The 17,760-nt window shown below is 70.9% G+C and carries 16 protein-coding genes and 1 other RNA gene; 8 read left to right on the plus strand and 9 right to left on the minus strand.

All coding sequences use genetic code 11. The features are described 5' to 3' along the window. Nucleotides 1-191: 191 nt before the first annotated feature. From pyrC to htpX, 4 genes are all read left to right on the plus strand, one after another. On the plus strand, nt 192-1,232 hold the full coding sequence (gene pyrC / locus A9977_RS03510) for a dihydroorotase (protein ID WP_183023500.1): 1,041 nt from the start codon (nt 192-194) through the stop codon (nt 1,230-1,232). Then, on the plus strand, nt 1,229-2,101 hold the full coding sequence (locus tag A9977_RS03515; protein WP_183023501.1) for an NYN domain-containing protein: 873 nt from the start codon (nt 1,229-1,231) through the stop codon (nt 2,099-2,101). The genes pyrC and A9977_RS03515 overlap by 4 nt, the downstream gene beginning before the upstream one ends. Continuing rightward, on the plus strand, nt 2,098-2,829 hold the full coding sequence (locus A9977_RS03520; protein ID WP_183023502.1) for a DUF3025 domain-containing protein: 732 nt from the start codon (nt 2,098-2,100) through the stop codon (nt 2,827-2,829). The genes A9977_RS03515 and A9977_RS03520 overlap by 4 nt, the downstream gene beginning before the upstream one ends. Before the next feature lie 230 nt (nt 2,830-3,059). Further along, complete coding sequence (gene htpX / locus A9977_RS03525) at nt 3,060-3,938, plus strand: protease HtpX (protein WP_183023503.1); 879 nt, start codon at nt 3,060-3,062, stop codon at nt 3,936-3,938. 72 nt (nt 3,939-4,010) lie between these two features. On the opposite strand, the gene A9977_RS03530 is transcribed toward htpX, so the two are convergent. The 5 genes from A9977_RS03530 to A9977_RS03550 all read right to left on the minus strand — a co-directional run bounded on the left by A9977_RS03530 (nt 4,011) and on the right by A9977_RS03550 (nt 8,695). After that, on the minus strand, nt 4,011-5,003 hold the full coding sequence (locus tag A9977_RS03530; RefSeq protein WP_183023504.1) for a ProQ/FINO family protein: 993 nt from the start codon (nt 5,001-5,003) through the stop codon (nt 4,011-4,013). 55 nt (nt 5,004-5,058) lie between these two features. Then, nucleotides 5,059-5,685 (minus strand): flavin reductase family protein, encoded by a 627-nt coding sequence (locus A9977_RS03535; RefSeq protein ID WP_183023505.1) that lies wholly within the window; start codon nt 5,683-5,685, stop codon nt 5,059-5,061. 20 nt (nt 5,686-5,705) lie between these two features. Beyond that, on the minus strand, nt 5,706-6,260 hold the full coding sequence (locus A9977_RS03540) for a VUT family protein (RefSeq protein WP_183023506.1): 555 nt from the start codon (nt 6,258-6,260) through the stop codon (nt 5,706-5,708). After that, nucleotides 6,260-7,927, minus strand: a complete 1,668-nt coding sequence (locus tag A9977_RS03545) for an NAD(P)/FAD-dependent oxidoreductase (RefSeq protein ID WP_183023507.1) — start codon at nt 7,925-7,927, stop codon at nt 6,260-6,262. The genes A9977_RS03540 and A9977_RS03545 overlap by 1 nt, the downstream gene beginning before the upstream one ends. Nucleotides 7,928-8,083: 156 nt before the next feature. Continuing rightward, nucleotides 8,084-8,695, minus strand: a complete 612-nt coding sequence (locus tag A9977_RS03550; protein ID WP_259651802.1) for a TetR/AcrR family transcriptional regulator — start codon at nt 8,693-8,695, stop codon at nt 8,084-8,086. A gap of 162 nt (nt 8,696-8,857) precedes the next feature. Here A9977_RS03550 and A9977_RS03555 point away from each other — a divergent pair, with 162 nt between their 5' ends. Both A9977_RS03555 and A9977_RS03560 read left to right on the plus strand, forming a co-directional pair. After that, complete coding sequence (locus A9977_RS03555) at nt 8,858-10,078, plus strand: MFS transporter (protein ID WP_259651801.1); 1,221 nt, start codon at nt 8,858-8,860, stop codon at nt 10,076-10,078. Nucleotides 10,079-10,137: 59 nt separating this feature from the next. Beyond that, complete coding sequence (locus tag A9977_RS03560; protein ID WP_183023509.1) at nt 10,138-10,761, plus strand: hypothetical protein; 624 nt, start codon at nt 10,138-10,140, stop codon at nt 10,759-10,761. A 6-nt stretch (nt 10,762-10,767) separates the two neighbouring features. On the opposite strand, the gene cysK is transcribed toward A9977_RS03560, so the two are convergent. After that, nucleotides 10,768-11,697, minus strand: coding sequence for a cysteine synthase A (gene cysK, locus A9977_RS03565; RefSeq protein ID WP_183023510.1), 930 nt, complete (start codon nt 11,695-11,697; stop codon nt 10,768-10,770). A 14-nt stretch (nt 11,698-11,711) separates the two neighbouring features. After that, complete coding sequence (locus tag A9977_RS03570; protein ID WP_183023511.1) at nt 11,712-12,638, minus strand: DMT family transporter; 927 nt, start codon at nt 12,636-12,638, stop codon at nt 11,712-11,714. A gap of 108 nt (nt 12,639-12,746) precedes the next feature. Between A9977_RS03570 and A9977_RS03575 the strand changes: the two genes are divergently transcribed. Both A9977_RS03575 and rnpB read left to right on the plus strand, forming a co-directional pair. Beyond that, nucleotides 12,747-13,532 carry a helix-turn-helix domain-containing protein gene (locus tag A9977_RS03575; RefSeq protein WP_183023512.1) on the plus strand — a complete coding sequence of 262 codons (786 nt, stop codon included), beginning with the start codon at nt 12,747-12,749 and terminating at the stop codon, nt 13,530-13,532. An 18-nt stretch (nt 13,533-13,550) separates the two neighbouring features. Further along, nucleotides 13,551-13,889: RNase P RNA component class A (gene rnpB, locus A9977_RS03580), an RNA gene on the plus strand. Nucleotides 13,890-13,932: 43 nt separating this feature from the next. Here the strand turns inward: rnpB and A9977_RS03585 are convergent. Further along, nucleotides 13,933-16,254, minus strand: a complete 2,322-nt coding sequence (locus tag A9977_RS03585) for a TonB-dependent siderophore receptor (protein ID WP_259651803.1) — start codon at nt 16,252-16,254, stop codon at nt 13,933-13,935. A 172-nt stretch (nt 16,255-16,426) separates the two neighbouring features. Beyond that, nucleotides 16,427-17,722: a sigma-70 family RNA polymerase sigma factor gene (locus A9977_RS03590; protein WP_183023514.1), complete on the minus strand. Its 1,296-nt coding sequence runs from the start codon at nt 17,720-17,722 to the stop codon at nt 16,427-16,429. Between the last annotated feature and the right edge of the window lie 38 nt (nt 17,723-17,760).

The raw sequence follows: 17,760 nt of genomic DNA on the forward strand, positions 1-17,760 counted from the left end.
GCGTAGCGGGTGGTGGGTGTTGGAGTCGTTGTGTCACCGGGGCAGGCACCGGAAAACGCGGTCCGTGCGCCCCGGCGAGGCCAGGGCAGCAAAGATCGTAGCCAGTTGTCACCGCCTCTCCATCGGGGGTTTCCTTAGCTGCGTCTCCCGCCTGCGCAGGGCGCCGCGCGGGCCGATGGGAGAATCGCGGCATGACACGCACCGCCGACACCCTCACGATCACCCGCCCCGACGACTGGCACCTGCATGTGCGCGACGGCGCCGCCCTTGAAGCCGTCGTGCCGCATTCGGCCCGCCAGATGGGCCGCGCGCTGATCATGCCGAACCTGCGCCCGCCGGTCACGACCGCGCAACAGGCCCTCGACTACCGCGACCGCATCCTGGCCGCGGTGCCGGCCGGCGCGGCCTTCGAGCCAGTGATGTCGCTCTACCTCACCGACAAGCTGCCGCCCGAGGAGATCGCGCGGGCCGCCGAAGCCGGCGTGCGCGCACTCAAGCTCTACCCGGCCGGCGCCACCACCAACAGCGACGCCGGCGTGACCGACCTGCGCCACACCTACAGGACGCTCGAGGCCATGCAGAAGCACGGCCTGCTGTTCCTGGTGCACGGCGAAGTCACCGACCCGAGCATCGACCTGTTCGACCGCGAGGCGGTCTTCATCGACCGCGTGCTGATCCCGCTGCGGCGCGACTTCCCCGAACTGAAGATCGTCTTCGAGCACCTGACCACCAAGGAAGGCGCCGACTATGTGCGCGCCGCCGACCGCTTCACCGCGGCCACGATCACGGCGCATCACCTGCTCTACAACCGCAACGCCATCTTCACCGGGGGCATCCGGCCGCATTACTACTGCCTGCCGGTGCTCAAGCGCGAGACCCACCGCGTGGCGCTGGTCGAGGCCGCCACCAGCGGCAGCGACCGCTTCTTCCTGGGCACCGACAGCGCGCCGCACGCCTCGCACCTCAAGGAGCATGCGCTGGGCTGCGCGGGCTGCTACACCGCGCTGACCGCGATCGAGTTGTACGCCGAGGCCTTCGACAATGCCGGCGCGCTCGACAAGCTCGAGGGCTTCGCGAGCTTCCACGGCCCCGACTTCTACGGCCTGCCGCGCAACACCGACACCATCACGCTGCGCCGCGAGTCGTGGACCGTGCCCGAAACCGTGCCCTATGGCGAGGCCGAACTGAAGCCACTGCGCGGCGGCGAGTCGCTGCCCTGGACGCTCGTATGAACGCGGCCCCGAAGGTCATGCTCCTGATCGACGCCGACAACGTCTCGGCCGACGTGATGGAGCAGGCGGTCCACATGGTGCTCAAGGAACATGGCGCGCTGCACGTGCGCCGCGCCTACGGCACGCCCGAGGTCGCATTGAAGCACCAGGCGCTGTTCAAGCGGCTGTCGGTACGGCCGATGGTCAACCTGGCCGCAGGCAAGAACAGCACCGACATCGCGCTGGCCGTCGATGCGATCGACCTGGCGATCGCCGAGCGGCCGCAGATCGTCTACCTGGTGTCCTCCGACTCCGACTTCGCGCCGCTGGTGATCCGGCTGCGCGAGAAGGGCTGCCGCGTCTGCGGCATCGGCCAGCAGGGCAAGACCGGCGACGAGACCGTGGCGGCCTACGATGCCTTCACCGACCTGCAGCACCATGCGGCGCGCTCCCAGCCCGCGGCGGACGCGACACCTCGCTCGCGGCGCGCGCAGCCCGCGGCCGAGGCCGCGCCCCGTCCGGCGCGCAAGACCGCCGTGAAGGCCGTCGCCAAGCCGGCCGCCCGCACGGTCGCCCCTTCGCCTGCACCGGCTGCCGCCGCGAAGACCGTGCCGGCCAAGAAGGTCGCGCGCAAGACCGCGGCCCGCAAGGCGGCCGCCGCGCCCCAGCCCGCGCCGGTGTCGGAAGCCGCCGAGTTCATCCTCGCGGCCGTGCCGGCGCTGCGCAGCGGCCACGAGGTGCAGCTCAACGACGTGGCCCAGGCGCTGCGCGCGGCCGGCCTGCTGAGCAAGAGCGGCAGCTCGCTCAAGCTCTTCGACAAGCTCACGGCGGAGTTCGCGGTCATGCAGCACCCCGACCGCATCCGCTGGACGGGCGCTTCCCTGCCTTGAGCCTGGGCGCGATCGATTGGGCGCAGCCCTGGCTCGCGCCTTACCGCGCACACGGCGAGGCGGTGGCGCAAGCCGTGCAGCAGGCGGCGTCGGTCGCTGCGGCGTTGTCGGCATCGAGGCCCGGGAACGCGCCCGCCTTCGTGCCGCAGGGTGCGCTGCCCGCTGGCCAGGCCTACGAGGCCCACATCTTCGAGACCCGCAGCGTTCCGACCCGCGACAACCTGCACGACTTCTTCAACGGGCTCGTGTGGTGCGCGTTTCCGCACAGCAAGCGGCACCTCAATGCCCTGCAGGCCTCGGAGATCGCACGCGCCGGCGTCGGCGCCACGCGCGGCCCGCTGCGCGATGCGCTCACGCTGTTCGACGAGAACGGCGCGCTGCTCGACGCACCGCCCGTGCTCTGGCAGGCGCTGGTCGAGCGCGACTGGCAGCGGCTGTTCGTCACCGAGCGGGCGCGCTGGCAGGAGGCGCGGTTGTGGCTCTTCGGTCACGCGCTGCTCGAGAAGCTGGTGACGCCGCGCAAGCCGATCACCGCGCATGTGCTGCGCACGCCCGCGGGCGCAGCGGCGGCCCTCGACGATGCCGCGCTGGCGGGCGCCCTCGACCCGGCATGGCTGCGGACCAAGCCCTTCGCGGCACTGCCGGTGCTGGGCGTGCCCGGCTGGTGCGCGGAGAACGCATCGCCAGCTTTCTACACCGACGCACAGGTCTTCAGGCCCAGGGCCTGAGCTGTGGGCGCCGCGCGCTCCGCCCGGGCCGCACCCGGTCGGCCCACAGGCCTTGGTGAACACAGGGATTACCAGGGCGCGCCGATTTTTGCTCCTATCATGGTTGCCCGGTTGCCGCCGTCCGGAGCGCCATGACGCATCACAACGCCAGGGTCTCCATGCCGCGCACGGCTTGAAGAGAGCCCCGGGGCCCCCATTTGAGGGGCAGATTTCCCCACGGAGAAACCAACTTGAAACGCATTCTTCTGTTCGTCCTGACCAACGTGATGGTGGTCGCGGTGCTGGGCGTGGTCGCGAGCCTGCTCGGCGTGAACCGCTTCCTCACGGCCAACGGGCTCAACCTCACCGCGCTGCTCGGCTTCGCGCTGATCATGGGCTTCGGCGGCGCGATCATCTCGCTCCTGATCAGCAAGCCGATGGCCAAGTGGACCGCTGGCCTGCGCATGATCGACAACCCCCAGACGCCCGACGAGGCCTGGATCGTCGGCACCGTGCGCAAGTTCGCCGACAAGGCCGGTATCGGCATGCCCGAAGTCGCGATCTTCGAGGGCGAGCCCAACGCCTTCGCCACCGGCGCGTTCAAGAACTCCTCGCTGGTCGCGGTGTCGACCGGCCTGTTGCAGGGCATGACGCGCGAAGAGGTCGAGGCCGTGATCGGCCACGAGGTGGCCCACATCGCCAACGGCGACATGGTCACGATGACGCTGATCCAGGGGGTGATGAACACCTTCGTGGTGTTCCTTTCGCGCGTGATCGGCTATGCGGTCGACTCCTTCCTGCGCCGCGGCGACGACCGCAATTCGGGCCCGGGCATCGGCTACTACGTGAGCACCATCGTGCTCGACATCGTGCTGGGCTTCGCCGCTGCGATCGTCGTGGCCTGGTTCTCGCGCCAGCGCGAATTCCGCGCCGATGCCGGTGCGGCCGAACTCATGGGCCGCAAGCAGCCGATGATGAACGCGCTGGCCCGCCTGGGCGGCATGCCCGCCGGCGAGTTGCCGAAGGCAGTCGAGGCCATGGGCATCACGGGTGCGATGGGCAAGCTGTTCGCCACCCACCCGCCGATCGAGGAGCGCATCGCGGCGCTGCAGAATTCGCAGCGCGGCTGAGCGACGGCACACGCTTCGCCTCATGAAAAAAGCCGGCGCTGGACGCCGGCTTTTTTCATGGGCGCGGGGCGCTCAGGGGGCGGGCGTTTCCGTCGTCGATGCCGTGTCGTCGGCGACCGCGGTTTCGGGTTCGGCAGTTTCGGCGGCCTTGGCTGCCTCGACTTCGGCAGCCGCCGCTGCAACGGCTGCCGCAGCCGCGCGCTTCTCGTCCTCGGCCTTGTCGCGGCGCACCCGGTTCAGCGTGCGCGCGACCTCCTTCGGGTCCATGCCGTACATGTCGGCGAACTCGGCCTCGGTCTTGCCGCTGGCCTCGAAGGCGCGCACCAGCGCCTCGCGCTTGGCGGCCTGGCGGCCCAGTTCGGCCAGCGCGTCGTCGAGCGCGGCGTTCGATGCGTCGTCGCGTGCGCGCACGCGCTCGGCATAGGCTTCGCGGCCGACGCCCGAGGCCTCGATCGCGGCCATGATGCGTTCGCGCAGCTGCGGGCCCAGGTCTTCCTTGCTGCGCGCCTGGCGGCGGCGGAAGGCCTCGAGGATCGCATGGTGGATGTGCTCGGGCGCCACCGGTTCGACCGGATTGCCCTGCAGGTCATGGCGCGGATGGCCCGCGGCCACGCATTCGAGGTAACGGGTCGAACGGGCGTGCAGGCCCATCGCGAGCTTCAGGTCCTCGGCCTTGAACTCGTCGCCGTGGGCGGCCAGCAGTTCCTGGTAGATGCCCAGCTTGAGCGGCAGGAAGCGCGCGCCGAAGAGCTTGGGGTAGAGCTCGAACAGGCGTTCGAGCACCGGGTGCACCTTGCGCGCGGCCTGCTGCTGCGGCTTGCGCTGGGCATTCGCCTGCTTTGCCGCTGGCTGCGCGGCCTGTGCCGCGGCCTGTCCTGCTTCGGTCGCCGCTGCGCCATCGGCCGGGCGCGCGCGCCGGCCGCGGCCGCCGCGTCCGCCGCGCGAGCGGGGCGGGCGTCCGGTCGATTCCGGCTGTGCTGCGGGCGCTGCGGCGTCGGCCGCTGGCGAGGGCACGGCGACGGCTTCGGCCGGTGCGGAGGTGGTGGTTTCGGGTGCGTCTGTCATGGTTCTGTTCGGGGTGAGGGCCGCACCGAGGTGCCGCAAAGCGAAGGGCCCGCGCTCAGCGCGGACGGAACATCTTGAAGAGATTGTCGTGGGTCACGGAAAAGTAGTCGGCCGGGCCGCCTGCGCGCAGGATTGGTTCGGCCGCCGCCGTGTCGTAGATGCCGTTCTTGAGCAGGTGGCGCGCGATGTGCACGCCCACCACTTCGCCCAGCACCAGCCAGGTCTCGACGGCCTGGCCGTCGGCGCGCTGCAGTTGCACGATCTGGGTGAGCTTGCACTCGAAGGACACCGGGCTCTCGGCCACGCGCGGCGCCGCGATGCAGCGCGAGGCCACCGGCGTGAGCCCGGCGAGCTCGAACTCGTCGACCTCGGGCGGCACCGCGGCGCACGACGCGTTCATGCGCTCGGCCAGCGGCCGGGTCGCGAGGTTCCAGCCGAACTCGCCGGTCTGGCGGATGTTGTGCAGGCTGTCCTTGGCGCCGATGCTGGCGAAGCCGATGATCGGCGGCGTGTAGTTGAAGCCGTTGAAGAAGCTGTAGGGCGCGAGGTTGCGCCGGCCTTCGCTGTCCTGCGAGGAGATCCAGCCGATCGGCCGCGGCCCGACCATCGCGTTGAACGGGTCGTGCGGCAGGCCGTGGCCCTTGGCGGGTTCGTAGAAGTGGAAATCGGTGTCGTCGGCCATGGCCTTCTCCTTCCTGTGTTTCAGCGGCCGGTCGCCTGTGCCGGGCCCGCGCCGACCGCGCGGCCGATCAGCAGCCGGAAGGGCAGCAGCATCAGCACCCCGACCGCCAGCTTCACGCCCAGGTCGCCCAGCGCCCAGGTCAGCCAGGGGCCGTCGGTGCCCGCGAAGGCGATGCCCCAGAACACCGCGCTGTCGAGCACGGCCGCGATCACCGTCGCCACCAGCGGCGCGCGCCACCAGGTGCCGCGGCGCAGCCGGTCGAAGATGCCGATGTCGAGCAGCTGCGAGGCGATGAAGGCCAGGCCCGATGCGAGCGCGATGCGCACCGGCGCGAGCGCCAGCGAGGCGATCACCGCGACCGCGAAGCCGATGTAGGCCACGCGGCGCGCCGGGCCGGGGCCGAAGCGGCGGTTGATCAGGTCGCTTACCAGGAAGGCCACGGGGTAGCTGAAGGCGCCCCAGGTCAGCCAGTCGTTGATCGCGAACTGCACCAGGATGTTCGAAGCCAGCACCACCGCCGCCATCGCGAGCGTGGCGCCGGCGAACTGCGCGGCGGAGGCCCGTGGGAAGGCCATCACGCGGCCTTCGGCAGGCGCTCGGCGTCCTGCAGCACGGCGCGCGCCACGGCTTCGGCGACCTTGATGCCGTCCACGCCGGCCGACAGGATGCCGCCCGCGTAGCTCGCGCCTTCGCCCGCCGGGTACAGGCCGCGGGTGTTGAGGCTCTGGAAGTCCTCGCCGCGCGTGATCCGGATCGGCGAGGAGGTGCGCGTCTCGACGCCGGTCAGCACCGCGTCGGGCGTGTCGAAGCCCTTGATCTTGCGGCCGAAGGCCGGGAAGGCCTCGCGCATGGCCTCGATCGCATAGGCCGGCAGCGCCTGGTGCAGGTCGGTCGGCGTCACGCCCGGCTTGTACGAGGGCACGATGCTGCCGAGCGCGGTCGAGGGCGTGCCCGCGACGAAGTCGCCCACCAATTGCCCCGGCGCGCGGTAGTCGCTGCCGCCGAGCACGAAGGCCTTGGATTCGAGCTGGCGCTGCAGCACCATGCCAGCCAGCGGCGAGCCGGTCTGGCCGTTCTCCCAGCCCGGATAGTCCGAGGGTTCGATGCCCACCACGATGCCCGCGTTGGCGTTGCGCTCGTTGCGCGAGTACTGGCTCATGCCGTTGGTCACCACGCGCCCCGGCTCGCTGGTGGCCGCCACCACCGTGCCGCCCGGGCACATGCAGAAGCTGTAGACCGAGCGGCCGTTGCTCGCGTGGTGCACCAGCTTGTAGTCGGCCGCGCCCAGCAGCGGGTGGCCGGCATGGCGGCCCCAGCGCGCGCGGTCGATCAGGCCTTGCGGGTGCTCGACGCGGAAGCCGATCGAGAAGGGCTTGGCCTCGATGTGCACGCCGCGGGCATGCAGCATCTCGAAGGTGTCGCGTGCGCTGTGGCCCAGCGCCATCACGACGTGGTCGCAGCGCAGTTCGTTCGAGGCGCCGGTCTGCTGGTCGCGCACCGTGAGGCCGCGCAGGTGGCCGTCCTCGATGTGCACGTCGGTCACGCGCTGCTCGAAGCGGATCTCGCCGCCCAGCGCCACGATCTGCTCGCGGATGTTCTCCACCACCTTCACCAGCTTGAAGGTGCCGATGTGCGGATGGGCGACGTAGAGGATCTCGGGCGGCGCGCCGGCTTTGACGAACTCTTCCATCACCTTGCGGCCCAGGAAGCGCGGGTCCTTGATCTGGCTGTAGAGCTTGCCGTCGGAGAAGGTGCCGGCGCCGCCTTCGCCGAACTGCACGTTCGACTCGGGGTTGAGCACGCTCTTGCGCCACAGGCCCCAGGTGTCGCGGGTGCGCTGGCGCACGGTCTTGCCGCGCTCGAGCACGATGGGCCTGAAGCCCATCTTCGCCAGCATCAGCGCCGCGAAGATGCCGCAGGGGCCGAAGCCGATCACCACCGGGCGGATCGGCAGCTCGGCCGGCGCCTGGGCGCTGGGCCGGTAGACCATGTCGGGCGCGGTCGTCACGCGCGGGTTGCCGGCCAGCTTGGCCAAAAGGCGCGCGTCGTCGGCCGAGTCGGCCAGGGTCACGTCGACGATGTAGACCTGCAGCAGGTCGACCTTGCGGGCGTCGAAGCTGCGCTTGTGGACGTGGATGTTGGCGATCGCCGCGGCGTCGACGCCGAGCAGGCCCTGCACGGCGTGCGCGAGCGCATCGGCGGGCGGATCGAGCGGGAGCTTGATTTCTGAAAGTCTGAGCATGGGAATGGGCTTGTGGTTATCAAGCAGGGCCCGAATCTTAGACCCATTGGCCATCCCCTGGCTGACAGCCCCCTTCCGCGGCCGAGGGGCAGGCGCGCTCAGCCCCATGCGTTCGCGCGCCAACTTCCGTGAAAGCCCGAAGGCGCGCGGCGCGGATCAGCGCTGGCGTGCGCGCGCCGCGTCCCAGAGCGTCAGCACCTGCGTGATCGCCGCGTCGAGCAGCGCATGCCGGGCGCCGTCGCGCGCGCGGATCGACAGGCCGAGCAGGAAGCTGTCGAACACCGCGGCCAGGGATTTGGCATCGGTCGTGGCCGACAACTCTCCGGTCTTGAGGCCGCGCTCCACGCAGGCGTGGATGCCCGCGCGCGTGCGGTCGCGCGAGTCGCGCAGCGGCTGCGTGATCGCCTCCTGGCCCGGGCCGCCGACATAGGCCGCGCCCAGCGCCACCATGCAGCCGCGCGGATGGCCCGCCTCGCATTGCATCCTGGCGGAGGTGCGCAGCGCCTGCTCGATGGCGTCGCGCGGCGCCAGCGCCTTGTCGAACAGCGCCTGCGTGACCTGGCCGTGGGTGGCGAGGTAGCGCGCCATGGCCTCCTGGTAGAGCGCCTCCTTGGAGCCGAAGGCGGCGTAGAAGCTGGGCGCCGAGATGCCGCCGCCGATGGCGGCCTTGAGCTGGCTCAGCGAGGTCGACTCGAAGCCCTGTTCCCAGAACAGGTGCATGGCCTGGGTCAGGGCCGCGTCGCGGTCGAAGCTTCGGGGGCGGCCCATCTGTGCCACGGCAGTCTCCTGGTTGCAAATCCACTTCAATACTAGTCGATACAAAAGTCGTTGACAAGCCGGCGGCGAGCGACCTACATTTGTACCAATCGATATATATGTCGTGGCTGCGGTCCTCGCGGCTTCTTCGCAACCCTTCACTTCAGGAATCCCATGTCTTCGTCCCGAACCGCGCCACCCGAGCGCATGCCCGCCAACGAGCGCGCCGAACCCCTGCCGCTGGCCGCCCTGCTGGCGCTGGCCATGACCGGCTTCATCTGCATCGTCACCGAGACCCTGCCGGCCGGCCTGCTGCCGCAGATCGTCGAAGGGCTGGGCGTGTCGCCCTCGCTGGCCGGCCAGATGGTCACGCTCTATGCGCTGGGCTCGCTGCTGGCAGCCATCCCGCTGACCATGGCCACGCGCCGCTGGCGCCGCCGCACGGTGCTGCTCGCGACCATCGTGGGCTTCCTGGTCTTCAACACGCTCACGGCGCTGTCCTCGAGCTACGCGCTCACGCTGGTGGCGCGCTTCTTCGCCGGCGCCTCGGCGGGCCTGGCCTGGGCGCTGCTCGCGGGCTATGCGCGGCGCATGGTCCTGCCGGACCAGCAGGGCCGGGCCATGGCGGTGGCGATGGTCGGCGCACCGGTCGCGCTGTCGCTGGGCGTGCCGCTGGGCACCTGGATGGGCGCGCTGCTGGGCTGGCGCACCACCTTCGGCGTCATGTCGCTGCTGAGCCTGGTGCTGATCGCCTGGGTGCTGGCCAAGGTGCCGGACTACCCGGGCCAGGCGGCGGATGCGCGGGCCCTGCCGCTGCGCCAGGTGCTCACGACACCGGGTGTGCGCCCCGTGCTGGGCGTGGTGCTGGCCTGGATGCTCGCGCACAACCTGCTCTACACCTATGTCGCGCCCTTCGTGGCGCCCTCGGGCCTGGGCGATGCGGTCGATGTGGTGCTGCTGGTCTTCGGCGCCGCGGCGCTGCTGGGGATCTGGATCACCGGCCGCGTGGTCGACCGGCACCTGCGGCGCGCGGTGCTGGCGAGCCTGGGGGTGTTCGCAGTGGTCACGCTGCTGTTCGGGCTGTTCGCGTCCTTCCCGTTGGCGATCTTCGTCGGGGTCGCTGCCTGGGGCGCGACCTTCGGCGGCGCCGCGACCCTGCTGCAGACGGCCCTGGCCGACACGGCCGGCGAGGGCGCCGACGTGGCGCTGTCGATGAACGTCGTGACCTGGAACAGCGCGATCGCGGGCGCGGGCCTGCTGGGCGGCGTGCTGCTCGATCGGGTGGGCGTCGCGTCGCTGCCCTGGGCGGCGCTGGCGCTGGTGCTGGTCGGCTTGGTGATCGCCTGCGCGGCGCGCACGCGCGGCTTCCCGGCCCGGCGCGCAACGCACCGCTGAGGCGGTCGGCCTGCGCGGGCCGGCGACAATCGGCGCTCTCCCGAAGAATGAACGCACCGATGCCGCTCCCCACGTACCTGCTCCTTTCCCTTGCCGACGCGCCGCCCGCAGCGGACGGACCGCCGCGCTGCCTCAACAGCGCCGGCCGATGGGCGGTCCAGGGCTTCGCGTCGCTGCCGTTGCTGGTGTGGCCGTCGGCGCAGGCGGAGGCGGCGCAGGCCGCGGCCGAACGCGCCTCGTCGGCGCGCGGCGCCCGGGTCGAGGTGGTCGCGCGCACCGAGGCCGCCTGGACCGAAGGGCGCGAGATCGTGGCCTTCACCGAACTGCACGAGCCGGCCCTGCTGGGCGCCTCGGTCCACAGCGCGGCCAAGGCCCGGCGCCTGCGCACCGAGGCCGAGAAGCTCGAGGCCTTCTGCGTGATCGTGCGGGCCGCCTCGACGGCGGCCGACCAGGCCAGCTTCGCCGAAGTGGGCCGCGCGGCGGCGAAGGCGCTGCGCGCCAGGTTCGGCGGCGGCTCGATCACCTCGGCCTTCGCCTGGGTGGCGGGGCCGGCCGGCCAGGAGGCCCTGAAGAGCCTGCTGACCGGCGAAGTGGAGGCCGGCGGCCCGCTGTCGATCGCACAGCTCGCCGAGGCGGTGGCGCTGGCGCAGAAGGCCGAGCGCCTGCGCGAACAGGCCGGCTGAAAGCCCTCAGGCCGGCAGGAAGCCTTCGACCGACAGGTAGCGCTCGCCGGTGTCGTAGTTGAAGCCCAGCACCACGGCGTCGTCGGCCAGCTCGGGCAGCTTCTGCGCGATGGCGGCCAGCGTGGCGCCCGAGGAGATGCCCACCAGCGTGCCTTCCTCGCGCGCCGAGCGGCGCGCCATCTCGCGCGCCGGGTCGGCATCGACCTGGATCACGCCGTCGATCAGGCCCATGTCCAGAATCTTGGGCACGAAGCCCGCGCCGATGCCCTGGATCGGGTGCGGCGACGGGCTGCCGCCCGACAGCACCGGCGAGGCGACCGGTTCGACCGCGTAGACCTTGAGCTTGGGCCACTTGGCCTTGAGCACCTTGGCCACGCCGGTGATGTGGCCGCCCGTGCCCACGCCGGTGATGATGGCGTCCAGGCCTTCGGGGAAATCGGCCGCGATCTCCTCGGCCGTGGTGCGCACGTGCACCGCCACGTTGGCCGGGTTGTTGAACTGCTGTGGCATCCAGCTGTCGGGCGTGCTCGCCACCAGCTCCTCGGCGCGCGCGATCGCGGCCTTCATGCCGCCGGCGCGCGGCGTGAGGTCGAAGGTCGCGCCGTAGGCCAGCATCAGGCGGCGGCGTTCGACCGACATCGAGTCGGGCATCACCAGCACCAGCTTGTAGCCCTTGACCGCCGCGACCATCGCCAGGCCGATGCCGGTGTTGCCCGAGGTCGGTTCGATGATGGTGCCGCCGGGCTTCAGCGCGCCGGATTTCTCCGCGTCCTCGACCATCGACAGCGCGATGCGGTCCTTGATCGAGCCGCCGGGGTTGGCGCGCTCGGACTTGATCCAGACCTGCTGCGTGCCCTTGGCCGTGCTCGCGAACAGCCGCTGGATCCGGATGTGGGGCGTGCGGCCGATGGTGGCGAGGATGGTGTCGGCTTTCATGGGTGCGGTCTCCTTCAGGGTCGGTCTTTGCGGACCGCCATTGTGGCGCCGGCCGATGGCTTCCATGTGGCGAACGGGGCTTTCCAGAGCTCGGCCAGCAGCACGCCGCCCACCGTCAGCACGCCGCCGATCGCGTGGTAGCCCTCGAGCGTCTCGCCCAGCGTGGCGGCCGCGATCAGCGCGGTGAACAGCGGCATCAGGTTGAAGAACATGCTGGTGCGGCTGGGGCCGAGCCGGCCCACCGCATGCATCCACAGCAGCGGCGCGGCCATCGAGGCGAACACGCCCGCGAACAGCACAAGCGGCAGGTTGGTGGCCGACAGGCCCATGCGCGGCGACAGCAGGTAGACCGGGAACAGCGCCACCGCGGCCACCAGCACCTGCAGATACATCAGCTGCAGCGGCGGCACCTCGCGCAGGTTCCAGCGCTTGAGCAGCACCACGTAGAGCGAATAGGCCAGCATGGCCAGCAGCATCAGCCCGTCGCCCGGGCCGATACCCGAGGCGAGCAGGGCGTGCAGGCTGCCTTCGCTCACCACGATCAGCACGCCCACGATCGACAGCAGCGAGCCCGCCACCGCGCCCGGCGTGAGCCGCTGGCGCAGCATCGGCACCGACAGCCCGAGCACCAGCAGCGGTGTGAGCGACGCGATGATGCCCATGTGGGTGGCGCTGGTCATGTAGGCCGCGTAGTAGGCGAGGCTCTGGTAGACCACCATGCCCAGCAGGCCCAGCACCACGATGCGGCCCAGCGCGGGGCGGACCGCCTGCCGGTTGCGCAGCGTCGCGCGCAGCGCCAGCGGCGTGAGCAGCAGCGCGGCCAGCAGCCAGCGGAAGAAGCTGATCTCGGCGGGCGCGATCAGGCCCGCGGCCATCTTGCTCACGACCGTGTTGAAGGACCAGATCACCACCGCGATCAGGGGAAATGCATAGCGCCACATAGGGATTCCTTGAAGGGGTCCTATGATCGGTTCGTCTGTCCTGAGGCATATAGCGCATTCAGGACATTCGGTCCGGCGTTTCGGACCTTCTGCACCCCATCGCCCGCCATGGCCACCCAACAGCTGCGCATCCAGGACGTCGAGGGCAAGCCCGGCCCCTTCTATTTCCGCTACGACGAGTTCGACGCGGACAGCGTGGCCGCGGCCCACAGCCACAGCTGGGGCCATCTCAACTATGCGGCGCACGGCACGCTGCAGATGGACACCGAGGGCCTGCGCATGCTGTCGCCGCCGCAGTACGCGGTCTGGATTCCACCCGACGTGGTCCACAGCTGCCACCTGCGCCATGCGATCGCCTACCGCTCGATCTATGTCGAGCGCGCGCTCTGCGCCCGTTTGCCGGCCACGCCCTGCACGGTGCGCGTGGGCCCGATCGTGCGCAGCATCCTGGCCGACTTCGCCGCGCGTGCGCTCCTCGAGCCGCGCACCGAGGCCGACCTGCGGCTGGCCCACGTGGTGGTCGACCAGCTGGCCCAGGCGCCGCAGCAGCGCTGCTACCTGCCCGATGCGCAGTCGCCCGCGCTGGTCGCGGTGCTCGATGCGCTGCAGGCCGCGCCGGACGACCACCGTTCGCTGGCCGACTGGGCGCAACGGGTGCACGTCACCGAGCGCACGCTGGCGCGGCACTGCCAGCGCGAACTGGGCATGAGCCTGGGCGAGTGGCGCCAGCGCCTGCGCTTCCTGCGCGCCGTCGATGCGCTCGAGGCCGGCCACACGGTTCAGCAGATCGGCTTCGACCTGGGCTACGGCACCGCCTCGGCCTTCATCGCGATGTTCCAGCGCGAGGCCGGCACCACACCCGAGCAGTACCGAAAAGAGTTCTGCGGGATGTGAGGCGATAATCCACCGCGTGAAGCACGCCAGACCGCCGCTGGTGCAATTCCCGAAAGGGAGCACTGGAGGAACGTCCGGACTGCACAGGACAGCGCAGGAGCTAACGGCTCTCCACCGTGAGGTGAGGATCAGAGCAACAGAGACGAGTCGGTGAAGGGGCAACCCGGATCCGGGTGAAACGGGCAATCTCTGCGCGCAGCAACACCAAGTAGGCCAGTATCGAGGTGGTTCCGCTGAGCTGGCGGGTAGGTGGCATCGAGCCGTCTGGCGACAGACGGCCCAGAGTAATGGCGGTCACGCCGGCATTCCGCAAGGAGCGCCGGTGCACAGAATCCGGCTTATCGGCGCGCTTCACACTTTATTTTTCCGGCCCGCAAGCTGCGGGCCCGCAGGCAGGCCCCTAGAACCGGTAGCGCGCCGTCACCGTCGCGCTGCGCAGGTTCCCGCGGTAGCACTCGCCGTGGTAGCAGATGGCCTTGTAGTCCTTGTCGAACAGGTTCGACACGTTGAGCGCGAGCCGCCACGGCCCCTGCTCGTAATGCAGCGTCGCGTCGACCAGCGTCACGCCGCGCTCGAAGGACGTGTTGTGTTCGTCGTTGGCGCGTCGGCCGATGTAGCGCACGCCCGCGCCCGCGCCCCAACCGTTGCCCAGCGTGTGGTCGAGCCAGGCCGAGGCGGTCTGCCGCGGCACCAGCGGCGGGATCTTGCCGGCTTCGTCGGGGTCGGCGCTCTCGAGCACCTTGGTGTCCATCCAGGTGTACGAGGCCAGCGCGTTCAGGCCCGGGAGGATCTCGCCCTTGGCCTCGAGCTCGAGGCCGCGCGAACGCTGCCTGCCGATCTGCCGGCCCTCGAAGTTCACCGGGTCGTAGGTGACCACGTCGGTCTTGCGCAGGTCGAACACCGCGGCCGTGACCAGCGTGCGGCTGCCCTCGGGCTGGAACTTCACGCCCGCCTCGACCTGCTTGCCGCGCATCGGCTTGAACGGGTTGCTGTCCGCATCGGCACCGCTCACGGGCAGGAAGGATTCGGTGTAGCCCACATACGGCGCCCAGCCGTTGCCCGCGAGGTAGGTCAGCCCTGCACGGCCGCTGAAGGCATCGTCGCTTTTCTTCGTCACGGCTGCGTGGAGTTGGTCGTCGGTGACCGAGCGCACATGGTCCTGGCGCCCGCCCAGCGTGACGACCCAGCGGTCCGCGAACTTGATCTGGTCCTGCGCGTAGAGGCCGATCTGCCGCGTGGTCTGCCTGTAGTGGGCCAGCGGGTCCTGCGGCGTGTCGACGTGCTGGCCATAGACCGGTGCGAGCAGGTCCAGGGCGGGCGCCGGCCCGATGAAGCGCCGCGCGGTGCCGCGCTGCTCGCTGAAGTCCACGCCGAACAGCAGCGTGTGCGCGACCTCGCCGGTGCGCAGCTTGCCCTGCACGTGGGTGTCGAGGCTGGCCTGGTTCACCGGGTCGTCCCAGGTGCGGGCGACGCGCGAGATGCTGTGTGCGTCGGCATCCACTTCGTCGACCCACACCGTGCGCCGGCTCAATGCCACGTGGCTGTAGCGGAAGTTCTGGCGCAGGGTCCAGCTGCTGTCGAGCGCGGTCTCGAAGTTGTAGCCGACGGCGCTCTGGCGCTGCTTCATGCGGCTGAAGCTGTAGTCGCCCATCTTCACGTCGGTGAGCACGTTGTTCTGGCTGAAGTAGTAGGTGTCCTCCTGCGACTTGTTGTCCAGGACATTGGCGTACAGCGTCAGGGAGGTGCCGGCATGGGGTTGCCAGCGCACCGAGGGCGCGAGGTAGGTGCGCCGGCGGTTGAGCTTGTGGCCGTCGGGGTAGCGGTCCTGGTCGTTGCTGTCGAGCGCCACGCCGATCAGCCGGTAGCTCCAGTCGGAATCGGCACCGAAGCGGTCGCCGATGTCGAAGGCCAGCTGCTTGCGGTCGAAGCTGCCGACCTGCGCCTCGATCTCGCGGATCCGTTCGCCCGTGGGCTGCTTGCTCACGCGGTTGATCACCCCGGCCGCATCGCCCTGGCCGAAGGTCATCGAGGCCGGCCCGCGCAGCACTTCGACGCGCTCCAGCGCATAGGGCTCGGTCAGGAAGCGGTTGACGCCGAACAGCGCCTGCGAGAGCCCATCCAGGTAGGTGCTGTTGGAGGTGTCGAAGCCGCGCAGCAGCATCAGGTCCCAGCCGCGGTTGTCCGGGCCGTAGATGCCCACCGTGATGCCGGGGCTGTAGCGGATGGCCTCCATCACGTCCTGCACGCCGCGCGCGTCCATCTCCTCGCGGCCGATCACCGAGACCGATTGCGGCACCTCGAGCAGCGGCGTGTCGGTCTTGGTGGCCGTGGCGCTGCGCCGCGCCACGTAGCCGTTGACCGGGCCGGTGGCCGTCTCGGGGCTGGCGGCCATCACGGTGACGGTCGCCAGCGTGGTGCCGCTCGATGCATTCGAGGCACGTTCGATCACCAGTGTGTTGCCGTCGATGCGGCCCGACAGGCCGGTGCCTTGCAGCAGCTGCGCGACGGCCGCGTCGGCGCTGAGGCTGCCCTGCACCGCACGGCCCTGCTGGCCCTGCAGCAGCGCGGGCGCGGCCATCAGCTGCAGATGGGCCTGGCGCGCCAGCTGGCCCAGCGCCTGGTCCAGCGGCTGCGCGGGGATCGCGAAGGCGATGCCCGCGCGCTGCGAGGGCGCCGGCGCAGCGCCGGTCTGGGCCTGGCCCTGCTGGGCGGCCAGGGCCATGACGGCCACGGCGATCAGGCGGCGGGCGCCAGCGCGAAGACGGGGAGGATGATCAGCAGCAACAGCAGGCATTCGGGTTTCTCGGCTCGTTCGGGTCCATCGACATCCCGCGCCCCGAAGTCGGTCGGCGCGGGCTCATGGCTTACTGAAACGTGCGAACGCCCGGAATCCCTCAGCCGCGGCCTTCGATCACCAGCGAACGCGCCGACCCTCGCTCGCGCACCTGCACCGGCAGGCTGCCGGGCAGCAGCCGCAACCAGGCCCGGCTGTCCGCGATGCGCACCCGGCCCACCACCGGCAGCTGCGCGACCTCGGGCGCCGCCTCGATCGGCTGCGTGCCGTAGCGCGCGAGCCGCGCCACCACCTCGCCCAGCGGCGTGTGCTGGAAGTCGAGCCAGCCCTCGCGCCACGGCGCGACCGCGGCCGCATCGCCGTCGCGGCTGACCGTGAGCTGCGCCCCTTCGATGCGCACGCGCTCGCCGGCCCCCAGCACGCACTGCGCGCCCGTGCCGCCGCGCACCCGCACCTGGCCCGACTCGACCGCCACCTGCAGGTCGCCCGATGGCTTCAGCGCCACTTCGAAGCGCGTGCCCAGCACCGTGACCTCGTGCGCGCCGGCCGCCACGGTGAAGGGCCGCTCCGGGTCGCGCGCCACGTCGAAGAACACGCTGCCGGCCAGCAGCCGCGTGGTGCGCCGGGCCGCGTAATAGGCCACCTCGAGCTGGGTCGCCGCATCGAGCGTGAGCCGGCTGCCGTCGGGCAGCGTCTGCTGCCGGATGCGCCCGGGCGCGGTGGCCAGCGTGAGCGACTGCTCTGGCACGTACCGGCGCCAGGCCTGCCAGACCCCCGCGCTGCCCACGCCCATGCCCGCCACTCCGAGCAGCGCCGACAGCGCACGCCGCCGCCCGGTGCGCGCCGGCGGCACCGCCTCGCCGCGCCAGCGGTGCAGCGCGGCCTCGACGCCGTCCATGGCGCGCATCACCTCGCGCTCGATGGTCTTGACCGACACCCCGTGCTGCGCCGCGAGCTCGGCATGGCTCGCGCCGTCGAGCCGGTCGGCCAAAAAGATGTCGCGGCTGCGCGCCGGCAACGCCGCCAGCGCCGCGGCCACCGCATCGAGCGCCTGCCGATGGCCCAGCCGCTCGGCGATGTCGGGCGTCAGCGGCTCGCGGAACGGCGCTTCGCCCTCCGCGCGCTGCGGCGTGAAGCGCTCGTGGCCGCGCTGCCGCCGGCGCAAATGGTCGATCGCGATGTTCTCGGCCACCGTGTAGACATAGGCCCGCGCGGCCGGGGCCGGCGGCGCCTCATCGCCAGCCGCCCCCCGCTCGGCCAGCCGGATCCAGGTGTCGTGCGCCAGCTCCCGCGCGTCCTGCGCACTCCCCGTGCGGCGCGCGATGAAGCGCACCACCTCCGGATAGCTTTCCTGGAAAGCCGAGAGCAGCGGGGTGGGGGAGAGTTGGGCGGACATGGGCGGGAGGAGGGCACGCGGATCGCGCTGGCATTATG

Source organism: Variovorax sp. UMC13, from assembly GCF_014170375.1.
Lineage (GTDB): Bacteria > Pseudomonadota > Gammaproteobacteria > Burkholderiales > Burkholderiaceae_C > Variovorax.